The sequence below is a fragment of the Lysinibacillus sp. NPDC056959 genome, from assembly GCF_042674095.1.
Classification (GTDB): domain Bacteria; phylum Bacillota; class Bacilli; order Bacillales_A; family Planococcaceae; genus Lysinibacillus; species Lysinibacillus zambalensis.
Map to the genome: position 1 here is coordinate 136011 of NZ_JBHURE010000008.1, position 11973 is coordinate 147983.

Here is an 11973-nt window from a genome sequence, read left to right on the forward strand (position 1 = left end):
AAGGGAGATTTTTAATGAAAGCAGCTCGTACGGTCTTAGAATATTTAAAAGGTAACGGTGTTCAATATATTTTTGGTATTCCAGCAGGTTCAGTCAATGCATTTTTTGATGAACTGTATGATATGAAAGACTTAACACCGATTGTAACAAAGCATGAAGGCGCTGCTTCATACATGGCCGCAGCTTACGCAAAATATACAAACCAGATGAGCGTATGTATTGGTTGTAGTGGACCTGGTGGAACAAACCTAGTAACAGGTGCCGCTAATGCTATGCGCGAGCATTTACCAGTTTTATTTTTAACCGGTGCTGTTCCAGTTAGCACAATCGGCTTAAATGCTTCTCAAGAGTTGGATGCTCAGCCGATCTTTCAACCAGTTACTAAATACAGTGTAACAGTTAAAGAATCAAAGGATTTACTGAAAGAAGTAGTAAAAGCCTCCGAAATCGCTATATCCGGAGTGCCTGGTCCAGTACATATTGCTATACCAATAGATGTTCAACACGAAATAGTGCAAAACATAGAAATACCAGCTCCACCAAAAAGAACAGCAATAGTTCCTGCTATGGATACTATTAAAAATGTAGCTGAAGAGCTAATAAAGAGAAAGAACGGATACATTTTAGTAGGACAAGGCGTAAGAAATTCAGTTGAGCAATTACTAGAGTTAGCAGAAATTCTAAATTGGCCGATTCTAACAACACCGCAAGCAAAAGGATACATTCCAGAGAATCATCCTCTTCTAGTTGGCGTTTTCGGCTTTGCTGGCCACGAGGCTGCCTCAGAATTAATAGCTGATGGAGATGGACAAGTATTGTTAATCATGGGTTCAAGTTTAGGAGAAACAGCTACAAATAACTACAACTTAAATCTTACGAAAAACCGTTTTTCTATACAAATGGACTATGATCAATCGGTGTTCAATCGAAAATATGAGATTGATTTACCTGTGCTAGGTGATATCAATTTAAGTTTACTATTACTTATAGAAGAGTTAAGAACTAAAGGGCTTACAACAAAAGAAACTGCTCTTGAGGGTAAAGAAAATAAAGAGCCTCTTGGAGATATGGAAGAATATAATACGAAAAACGTTCTATTAAGTATTCAAAAACATTTACCATCCTCCACTAGATATACAATTGATATTGGTGAATTTATGTCCTATGTCATTCATCACATGAAGGTTTTAGATAATGATACTTATGATATTAATGTCCATTTTGGCGCAATGGGAAGTGGAATTGGATCTGCCATTGGCTCAAAGTTAGCTGAACCTGAACGCCCTGTTGTATGTATCACAGGTGATGGTTGCTTTTTCATGCATGGAATGGAAATATTAACAGCAAAAGAATATAATCTACCGATCTTGTTTATTGTTATGAATAATGCTCGCTTAGGAATGGTATACCATGGACATGCTCTACAGTTCCACCGTACTCACCCATCTTTTGAGCAAAATCCAATTAGTATTAGTGCATTGGCTTCAGCTATGGACATACCGAATTTCCAAGTAACGGAACTAGAAGATATTAACCAAGATACGATAAATAACTTAATGAATTTAAATGGACCAGCAGTCTTGGAAGTAGTTTTAACAGATAATAACACGCCTCCTATGGGAGATCGAGTTAAATTTTTATCTTCCTTTGGAAAGTAAGAGGTTTTAAACAATATGAAAAGTCATATAGATTGGGAATCATATTCCCCTATATGACTTTTTTTCTTACAGAGATTTTCTATCTCCAATTACTTACTTATTTATGTATTCGTTTGTTTATAAATTTGAGAATGAATGTTGGATGACACCAAGTATAGCGCCTATTGTTTTTCCTTTAAATGCATCTGGAACAGCCTCACCTGTTGGATTTGAGAAATAGTAACTATCGATTTTTTCATCGAAGTGATACCCTATACTCGTTAGAGCATGTTGTAAATCAGAAGGTAATGTTACTAACCCAGTTTGTTCAGTGAAATAATTTGTAGGAAAGACCTTTACGTCAATATCACTTGCTCCAGTATATACTACAAATAAGTCTTTTTCATGTTGAACAATCCACTGACCTTTTGAATATAAAGAAATTCTTGCTCCTTCTAATGAAGATATCGCTTCTAAATTAACACCAAAAATTTCATTTATTATTTTTCGAATTTCTGCCCCTGTTATGTCCCTGTCATATTGATTTAGATAGGAATCTATTACCTCTCTCCCTGTTGATGAAGAAATCTCATCTACCTCTTCCTTCTCTTTTGATAAAATAGGTGTCTCATCTAAATTAATCTTGAAAACTAAATCTACAACATGACAAATCTCAGAACTACCAATTCTTTTTCCATAAGAGTCCAAATACTTGTCCATCACTTCTGCTTTTTTCATTGTTAACCCTCCGATAAAAACCTCACTTACTTATAATACGTTGTTGTAAATTGTCTAAGCGCGGTTCATTAACTTTTATATTTACAAAGAATGAACGGTGACGTGCTTCATGTTCATATAGTTCATTAAACATGTTGTTGTCGATTTTCTCTGTATCTAAAGCTGTTGTACCATCCAAAAGATATACACCCGATAAGAAACCAAGAACAATGCGAATTATATAAATTACTGCTAGAGCAACAAACATCCAGAATTTTCCCATTCTTATTTATCCTTAATTTCCTTTTTCTAGATTATCATAAATTTAATTTAGAGTTAATAAAACCACCTAAAACATTGTTATATCAACGTTATAGGTGGTCTTTTTAATAATCTTACTTATGATACAGTTCACCGTATCATAAGTAGGTGCTTCGTCTACTTTCCTAAAGTAATCAACCTTCACGCCTTTTTGAAAACTAAACTTCCCGCACAAGTTGTATGACACAAGTTACTCCAGAATATAATAAAAGCAATAACGAAATTAAATCCTTTTTAAATTTTAAAAGCTCTATCAGCCAAAATTGAATAAATTATGCTCTCTTGAAATTTAAAAAAACTCCTTACATATTTTCAAACTGAAATAAATAAACTACAATGGATTATAAATGGAGAAAATTCTAAATTATACCCATTTATCTTTATTTATACAACTACAATTTAGAGGAGCACGAAGATGAAAAAGAAGGTTTTATCCTTACTCATGACCATAATAATGGTCCTATCCGTTAGCGTATCGGTGTATGCCGATGAAAAGTCGCCATCAGCGACAAGAGGAGAGATTGTAAAAGCCTTGTTGCTGGCAGCAGACGCTTATCAACCAGGAATTAATAAAGAAGCCATTATGCAAGGCTCTAAAAATGGAGATTTAAGAGAGAATGAGCCAGCTAAGAAGGTTGAAGCTTTAGTCATGTTGAGCAGAGCATTCGGCAAATTGCCAAAGCCTGTCGGAAATGATTTGCGCAGTGGAACATTCGGCGTCGAGTTCTCCGATGTACCGGCTTGGGCTAAGAAAGATATCGATAAACTGGCAAAAGCAGGCGTACTGGCGGGCAACCCTGACGGCACATTAGGCGCAACTGACACTATTACGATCGATGAGTTTCAAAATATAATTTCTAGAATTTGGTCGCTTAAAGGCTCCCATTTAAATGACGATTTTTATGAAGCAATCAATAAAGAATGGTTAAATAAATCGGCAATTCCAGCAGGAGAAATCATGGACGGCGTATTTTCCGAGCTGCACAAGCAAAATAACGATAAAATAGAAAAAATAATAGATGAACTCGCTGGCAAACAGTTCGCAGAAGGAACTAAAGAACAAAAAATTGCCGACTTCTATTCGACAGCGTTGGATTCAAAAAGTAGAAATAAACAAGGGATGGAGCCCATCCAAAAATATGTAAAGGCAATTGACGGGGCAAAAACGCTTGATGAACTCGTTCAAGCAGATCTTATCCTGGAGAAAGAATTGGGTCTAACCTCATTATTTAGCTTTTCAATCATGAACGATGCAAAGAACAGCAGTGAAAATGCTTTGTATTACTCTGGATTAACTTCTGTTCTGGATAAGAACAGCTTTGTAACAGAAGACGCGAAAGCGAAAAAAGCCTATGTTCAATATATGACTAAACTTCTTGTGGCATCTGGCGAGGAAAAGTCTGCTGCGAATGCACTTGCCGAAAAAATATATGATATGGAGAAAAGCTTAGCTTCCGTATCACTTGAGCCTCATGAACAAAGCGACGTCAATAAATACTATAATCCGTATACAATCGAACAATTCGATGACATGTTCAAAACAGTAGATATGAAACAAGTCTTGAAATCGATGAAAATCGACAGTGCTGATAAAGTGATCGTAACCGATGTGAAGCTGGCGCAAAAAGGCACGGATTTCTTGACTGAGACTAATCTTAACGTACTTAAAGCTTACGCCAAAGTGCAATTGATTATGGCAACAAGCGGTTCGTTGTCAGATGAATTCAGAGATGCTGCTATTGAGTTTGACGCAACGTTATTCGGCGTTACAGGTGAAAAAACAGCTAAAGAAATCGCTGTAGCCAAGACAACTGGCACAATGGGCGGATATTTGGAGCAAATGTTTGCCGAGAAACACTTTTCACCAGAAGCTAAAAAAGATGTTGAGCAAATGGTAGAGAAGTTAATTGCTACGTATGAGGAAAGAATTAAATCTCTTGATTGGATGTCAGAGACAACAAAAGCTAAAGCAATTAAAAAGCTGGATACGATGATTGTTAAGATCGGTTACCCAGATAAATGGGATACGACGTTAGATAAAGTAGCTATCAAGACATATGACGAAGGCGGTTCACTGCTCTCTAATACTGTCACAGTAAACAAAGCATACATTGATGACATGAAAGCCAAGCTAGGAAAACCAGTGGACAGAACAAAATGGGGCACGAGCGTATATACTGTAAACGCCTTCTACAATCCTTTTAATAATGAAATTACATTCCCTGCCGGTATTCTCCAAGCGCCTTTCTATGATATTAACGCTAAACCTGAAGCAAACTATGGTGCCATTGGCATGGTCATTGGCCATGAGATCAGCCATGCATTTGATAACAACGGATCTGCATACGACGAAAAAGGAAATGCAAATAACTGGTGGACAGAAGAGGACTTTAAGAAATTCAAAGAGAAAAACCAGAAACTGATTGAGTTCTATAATGGAATTGAGATTATTCCCGGTGTATTGAGCGACGGTCAGCTTACACTAAGCGAAAATGTCGCTGATTTAGGTGGAATGGCAGCTTCATTGCAAGTTGTATCCCAAATGAGTAGTCCGGATTATAAAGCATATTTCGAAAGCAATGCAGAAGTATGGAAATTCACAACTACAAAAGAATTTGCAGCAATGCTGAGCAAAAATGATGTACATTCAGCCAATAAAATCCGGGTAAACCGCACGATTGTGAACTTCCAACAATTCTATGATACCTATGGAATTAAGCCTGGAGATGGCATGTATATAGCACCGGAAGAGCGAGTTTCCATCTGGTAAAAATCCGAACAGATAGAGCTAATTCTGATAGCTCTTACAACAGTGTATAAAGGCAAAGGGATTGTCTAGGACATCCTTTTTAGAGTAAATACACACCGAAATAAAAAACCCCAAGAATGGTGATTTCACAGCATTCTTGGGGTTTGCTTTTTAAAGAGCACATTCAATTATTTAGAGAATTTTTTAGGTTTTTTTATGTAGATATCTTGTGTAATAGATTTTAAAACTCTCTTTTTCACTTGTTTATTTCATATAATTTTTTACTAGCTCATAACATCTTTCTTTCGTATATTGAGCTTCAATTTTATACTTTGTAATTTCTTTCATTTCATCTTCAGCATACTTTGAAGCCGCATTTTTGGCAGAACTCTCTTTGTCTTTAATCCACTCTATTTGTACTTCTTTTAAACTCTGCATGTCACCACTAGAAAGTTGCTGTTTTAACAAAGCATAAATTTCGTTTAAGATATTATCCCATCTATTATATGTTTCTTTTTCTGCTTTTAAAATTTCTGTATTATCTTTATTAGTATACAAATGCTCCAGATCTGCTAAACCAGCATCAATCGAATCTAGCTTCTGTATGTACTCATCTTTTTGACTCCCATTTGTAACTTTTTCTTGTTCTTCTTCAAAGGTAGGTTGATTTGTATCTTCTGGAAATTCAAAGTAAGCATATCGGGCATCTGAAGTAATAATATTTGATTGAACATCTTGACCTTTTGAGTTTTTGGCAACAGCATAAATCTTTATAATATCGTTAGCTGAAAGAGGGTACATTTCCCCTATTTCTAAAACAGTCAATTTAGTGGATTTCCCATTTACATAAACGATTGCATCTTCTATGTCAGAATCTAATTCTAAAGATGTCATATCCCAATCAATATCAATTTTTAGCTTATTAGATCCATTTCCTCGGATTGTCAGTTCGCCGCTATTCTCCAAGTTAGCCCACTGGCCATCATACGTATAACTCCAGGCATAAACACCAGGCAAATACTGCCCCAATAATTGTGTGCCTTCGTTATCCGTTTTAACTTTATGATTATTAATCATAATTTCTATATCCTTTAATGGCGCTTCAGTGTAGACTTCTATTGGCACCAATTTGAATTCTACCTTTTTAAAGAGCCCAAACAAGACTTCCTTTTGTAGAACCGTTATCAAATCTGTACCATGACTATCACTAATGGGATCTGCAAATTCACCATTTTCTAAAGAATTTACTTCCTCTATTAAATTATCACGAATTGCGCTCCACCCATTTTCCTTTACATACAAAGAAAAACTTTCAGCATCATAAATCAAATCTTTAGGAATTTGGAATTCTTCTAAAAACGCTTGATAATCTTCTTGTTTCAATGCGGAATCCATCGCTTCAATCTGCTTCATCGGATCTAACATTTTTGTAATAGCAATATTTGCGATTACAACTAATCCGATCATTACTGCAATACCTATGATTGTAAACTTACTCTTCCTCGACATAGGTTTCTTCTTTCCATTTTGTTTAGAATACTGAGGTCCTACAGAATTATTCGATTCAGATTTTGTTTCCCTTACCGAATTAATAGGTTTACCACAGTTCTCACAGAAATTAGTTTCTTCTGCATTTTGATAACCACAGTGAACACAAAAATCCATTTTTTATTCCTCCTTACATATACATCAGCATATTATACATTTTTTTGAAAAAGGGTACTAGTTTTACTTAAAAAACAGTAACTACCACCCAAATCAAAAGAATAAATACACAAAAAGGGAGGCCAACACACAGCGTTACTCTATGTTAGCCCCCCTTACATTTCAAAAATAAAATGTTTAACTCTCAAACTGAAGTAACCTTCACTTACTTATGGTACGGTTCTCCGTACCTGTTCTAACTAAGTGCGTTTTTAACTAGTAACCTACTTTACACGGAAACGGTCAACACTCTGTTTCAATTCATCCGCCAGCCCATAAAGCATAGCTGCAAAACTGGCTACCTCTTGCATGGCTGCAAGTTGTTCTTCTGATGAAGCGGCGATGTGAGCGGCGTCGGCTGAAGATGAATCTGCGATACCCTCCAGCACTGTTAGTGAAGCTGCAACTAACTCACTTCCTGATGACAGTTGTTCCGAAGCAGCAGATACTTCGTCAATCTGATCGGACACTTTCTGAATCGACTCCACGATCGAACTAAATGTTTGCCCTGCCTTATTCGCGATGTGTGTACCTGCCTGGGCTTCTGTCATTGATTTATCCAAAGAAACCACTGTTTTACTCGTATGATCGCTGATGCCTTGGAGTATGTCAGTTATTTTCTCCGAAGAGATTTTGGACCGTTCAGCGAGTATACGAATTTCTTGAGCCACAACGGCAAAACCTTTACCATGCTCACCTGCTCGCGATGCCTCAATCGATGCGTTAAGTGCAAGCAAATTGGTCTGATTAGCAATGCTACCTATTAATGTAACTATTTCACTAACTTGATCGCTTAATTTCTTCAGTCCATGGATTGCTTCGACCGATGTTTTCAAGTTTTGTTCAATTGTGCTCATTTGAGCAACTGTTGTTTCTATATCCTTCATTCCTGCATTTGCGCTATCTGCTGTAACCGAAGCCAATTCTGAGACGACGGAGGATGCATCTACGATTCTATGAATACCCATTCCCATTTCCTTCATTGATTGTTGACACTCATTAGTATGACGAAGTTGTTCATCGAGCCCAACAGCAATGTTTTGAATAGCACCTGTGATTTCTTGTGTAGCTGCTTCGGTCTGGGCAGCGCTTTCTTGTAATTGAGAAGAAGATACAGCAACTTCATTCGAAGAATTTTGTATGTTATGGGTCAATACCCGAAGTCCGCCAATCATCTGATTAAATGAACTTGCAGCTTTACCAATCTCATTATGGTTCAGTACAGGAATTTCAACCGTTAAATCACCTTTCGAAGCATGTTCAGACACTTCTGCTAAACGTGCAAGCGGGCGCAACATTTTACGAAGAATGAATATAACCAACCCGATTAACATAAGTACAAAAAAAATACCAACCGTGATATTCGTCCATAGAATCCGTTGAAGTTCCTTTTTAACAATCCCGTAATCGAAATCGACACCGAACAACGCAACTGGTTTCCCGCTTCCATCATTAATCGGCGCTAAATACGAGATGAAAGTTCCACCTTCATCAGTGTAAACATCAGTTAATGTGCTTCCGTTTCTCATTGCATCTTCGTAACTTTTAAGAAATTCCGAATCTATTTCATATAACGTACCTAACTCTTCAGCATATTCAACTGGATCCCGACCATATTCTGAGTTATATAAGTACTCTTTGCCATCCTTCTTGATAATGTCCGGTGTTAATAAATAGACATCCACTACCATATTATTGGAATTCATAGAATTCAAAATATTAGGGAGTTCCTGGAATGGTTTTCCCTCCAATGGTTGATGCTCAAGAATTGTCTTCGTTGCTTCGGCAACAAGAGGTTCATTTTGTTGAGTTATGGATTTGAATACTTTTCCATATTCATCAAATTGGCGAAAGTACGCCCCACGTTGATCGCGTATGGACAGGGAAATCATTAATCCGATAACGATAATTATGAGGGCGGAGAGAAATAACGAGCTCGTAAATACTAAACTTCTAGATTTTTCTTTTCTAGAGCGCTTAGTTGTCCTACTGGTATTTAATAATTTTTTTCTTCCAATCAAGGGAAAACCCATTTTCATTACACCTTCTAGTTTAGCTTTTATCTATAATAATACACATAATTGCAATTAGATCCCCGCTTCACGCAAATATTGTAATTCTTTTTATTGTGGTGGAGGGCTTAATATTCATAGTAATACACTGCTTCAAATCAACCAGTTATACATAAGTTATACATAAATTATACAATTATAAAATATGTGGAGCAAAGTTTATTTTAGTTCTCCCTTTATCCCTCGTATGTTCAGCAAAGTTAGCAGCAAAGGTATTGAGCTATATTAGAAAATAATCTAAATTTTCTTTACTTGAATTTTCGCTGTCAGGAAAGAGACAGGGTTTTCTATAACAATTTCAGTCGGATAAAATTTAATAATAATTTAGGATGTATTTTCATAATCTCTATGTGTCATAGCATTATACATAGTACAAGAAAATAAAAACAGCCCAACTAATCTCTTAGCTAGGCTGTCATCTCACAGCTATATCAACTTTAGTAACAATTAACCGTCAGTAAAGTAGATAATCTCACTTACTTATGATACGGTTCACCCTTCATAATTCTAAAACTCCTATAAACCTGCTCCACCAAAACAAGTTTCATTAGCTGATGTGGTAATGTCATCTTTCCGAAGGATTGTTGCTCATCAGCTCGTTTCAACACATCATCATGTAATCCAAGGGAACCACCGATGACGAACGCGATTTTACTTTTGCCGTAGGTCATTAGAGATTCAAGATCTGCCGCCATTTGTTCTGAGGTTTTCATTTTGCCGTTAATGGCTAAGGCGATAACGTATGTATCTGGGCCTATTTTAGACAGAATACGTTCACCTTCCTTTTTCTTGACGATATCCATTTCTGCTTCGCTTAGCTGTTCAGGTGCTTTTTCATCTGGTACTTCGATTATATCCATTTTTGCGTAGCCACCGAGACGTTTTACGTATTCATCTATGCCCATTTTTAAGTACTTTTCTTTTAGTTTTCCGACTGATACAATCGTTATATTCACACGTTATCCACCTTTACATTTCATTTACAAACAAATTATCCACAAAAGTTATCAACATATCCACAAGCCATTCCTATATCTTGTGTAAAGTTATTTACTTGATACAAGATATTCTGCTGGTTGTTCACAGTATCTACATTTTGTGGATAACTTTTTATCCTCTTCGATTTTATCCATAATCGGGAACTCTTTTTGCTCTGCCACAAACATGTCTAAAGCGTGTTCTATATGGTTTTCACAGCTGTATTTTTCCATTTTTACACCTCTTCTTATTTTCCGAAATTTCCACAAACTTATTCACAATTCGGTCTATGTTATCCACAATCTATTGTAACAAAGGACAGGCAAGTATGGAAGAATAGGCTTCATACCGCCACTCGCTATGTTAATGTTATTATTCACAATTTTCTAGTTATCCACAATATTTTCTAAATCATTCTTAATAATTCAACAAAAAAATCAGTGGAGATCATATAATCCCCACTGATTTTTAATTTACAATGAATCGCCATTAGTTAATGTTAATGATAGATCCACTAATTTATCTTGGCGGTATACTTTCATCGTTAATGTATCACCAATTTTTTTGTCATTATATAAATGTTTGCGTAAATCGATTCCTGTTTCAATTTTTTTGCCATCCATTTCAACAATTACATCGTATTGTTTAACACCTGCTTTTGAAGCTGGAGAGTTCGGCACAACATTTCTAATTACAACACCTGTTGTTAAATCATTTGGCAATTTTAATGTTTGTTGTTGGATGTATGACGGAACATCCGTTAAGTCTACTAAAGAAACACCCATTGTTGGACGTTTCATTTCACCATTTTTCTCTAACTCCTCGATAATTGGAATTGCTGAATTAATCGGAATGGAGAAGCCTAAACCTTCAACAGAGGATTCCGAAATTTTCATGGAGTTAATGCCGACTAATTCACCAGCAAGGTTAACAAGTGCACCACCACTATTACCAGGATTGATAGCTGCGTCTGTTTGTAATACTTCTTGCTGCCAATCTACTGAACCATCATTGTTCATGTCAACTGGTACAGAACGATCCTTACCAGAAACAACACCTGTAGTAACAGAGCCATAGAATTCTAAGCCAAGTGGGTTACCAATCGCAATTACTGTCTCACCTTGTTTTAATACATCTGAGTTACCAAATGTCGCTACTGTCTTAACATCTTTAGAGCTGATTGAAATAACTGCTAAGTCTGTCCAAACATCGTGACCAACTAATTGTGCCTCTTCTTTCGTTCCATCTGGCATTGTTACTTCTAACTGTTTTGCACCTTCAATAACATGGTTATTTGTCACGATAAAAGCTCTATCACCTTGAACTTTGTAAATAACACCTGAACCGCTTCCTGCAGGCTGATCTATTGCAGGTTGCGGACTCCAGAATCCGCCACTTGATACTTCTTGAATATTTGTGATTCCTACAACAGCATCTGAAGCCTTATCTACTGCTTTCGTAACATCAGTAGTCACTTCTGTTGCAACTTGATTAATGGTTGTTTCATTTTTACCTGTGCTGCTTGTCGTTGTACCTGGCATTTGATTGACAAGACCAGGCATCATGAGCCAAACGAGTAAAGCGCCTATGATGACACCGATAAGACCAGTAAATAAATAACCACCCTTACCTCCGCCACCGCCTTTCTTTTTATGACGCTTCTCTTGCGTTTCTCGCTCCTCTTGTTCGAGTCGCTCCTGAAGAGGTGATTTCTGTATATCATCATTTTTTAGAAAATCATTGTTTTTATCATCATCTTGAAAATAGCTCATTCTCCTCGTCCTTCCTCTTATTA

The 11973-nt window shown here is 36.5% G+C and carries 9 protein-coding genes; 2 read left to right on the forward strand and 7 right to left on the reverse strand.

The genetic code is table 11. The annotated features are described in order from the left end of the window. Positions 1 to 14 precede the first annotated feature (14 nt). Positions 15 to 1658: a thiamine pyrophosphate-binding protein gene (locus ACFTQ7_RS12150; protein ID WP_386828962.1), complete on the forward strand. Its 1644-nt coding sequence runs from the start codon at positions 15 to 17 to the stop codon at positions 1656 to 1658. A 117-nt stretch (positions 1659 to 1775) separates the two neighbouring features. On the opposite strand, the gene ACFTQ7_RS12155 is transcribed toward ACFTQ7_RS12150, so the two are convergent. Both ACFTQ7_RS12155 and ACFTQ7_RS12160 read right to left on the reverse strand, forming a co-directional pair. Then, on the reverse strand, positions 1776 to 2375 hold the full coding sequence (locus ACFTQ7_RS12155; RefSeq protein WP_386828964.1) for a hypothetical protein: 600 nt from the start codon (positions 2373 to 2375) through the stop codon (positions 1776 to 1778). Between the two features lie 22 nt (positions 2376 to 2397). Beyond that, positions 2398 to 2637: a hypothetical protein gene (locus ACFTQ7_RS12160; RefSeq protein WP_386828965.1), complete on the reverse strand. Its 240-nt coding sequence runs from the start codon at positions 2635 to 2637 to the stop codon at positions 2398 to 2400. 453 nt (positions 2638 to 3090) lie between these two features. Here ACFTQ7_RS12160 and ACFTQ7_RS12165 point away from each other — a divergent pair, with 453 nt between their 5' ends. Further along, the gene (locus tag ACFTQ7_RS12165) at positions 3091 to 5445 is read left to right on the forward strand and encodes a M13-type metalloendopeptidase (protein ID WP_386828967.1); all 2355 of its coding nucleotides are present in this window, start codon (positions 3091 to 3093) and stop codon (positions 5443 to 5445) included. 243 nt (positions 5446 to 5688) lie between these two features. Here the strand turns inward: ACFTQ7_RS12165 and ACFTQ7_RS12170 are convergent, their stop codons facing one another. The 5 genes from ACFTQ7_RS12170 to ACFTQ7_RS12190 all read right to left on the reverse strand — a co-directional run bounded on the left by ACFTQ7_RS12170 (position 5689) and on the right by ACFTQ7_RS12190 (position 11950). Continuing rightward, positions 5689 to 7089, reverse strand: coding sequence for a TcaA 3rd/4th domain-containing protein (locus tag ACFTQ7_RS12170; RefSeq protein WP_386828968.1), 1401 nt, complete (start codon positions 7087 to 7089; stop codon positions 5689 to 5691). A gap of 263 nt (positions 7090 to 7352) precedes the next feature. Beyond that, positions 7353 to 9167, reverse strand: coding sequence for a methyl-accepting chemotaxis protein (locus tag ACFTQ7_RS12175; protein WP_386828969.1), 1815 nt, complete (start codon positions 9165 to 9167; stop codon positions 7353 to 7355). 509 nt (positions 9168 to 9676) lie between these two features. After that, positions 9677 to 10156: a 23S rRNA (pseudouridine(1915)-N(3))-methyltransferase RlmH gene (gene rlmH / locus ACFTQ7_RS12180; protein WP_386828971.1), complete on the reverse strand. Its 480-nt coding sequence runs from the start codon at positions 10154 to 10156 to the stop codon at positions 9677 to 9679. A 90-nt stretch (positions 10157 to 10246) separates the two neighbouring features. Continuing rightward, a complete protein-coding gene (locus ACFTQ7_RS12185; RefSeq protein ID WP_386828973.1) occupies positions 10247 to 10411 on the reverse strand; it encodes a CxxH/CxxC protein in 165 nt (54 codons plus the stop codon). Between the two features lie 240 nt (positions 10412 to 10651). Then, entirely contained in the window at positions 10652 to 11950 is a 1299-nt protein-coding gene (locus tag ACFTQ7_RS12190; protein ID WP_386828975.1) for a S1C family serine protease, read from the reverse strand. Positions 11951 to 11973 lie beyond the last annotated feature (23 nt).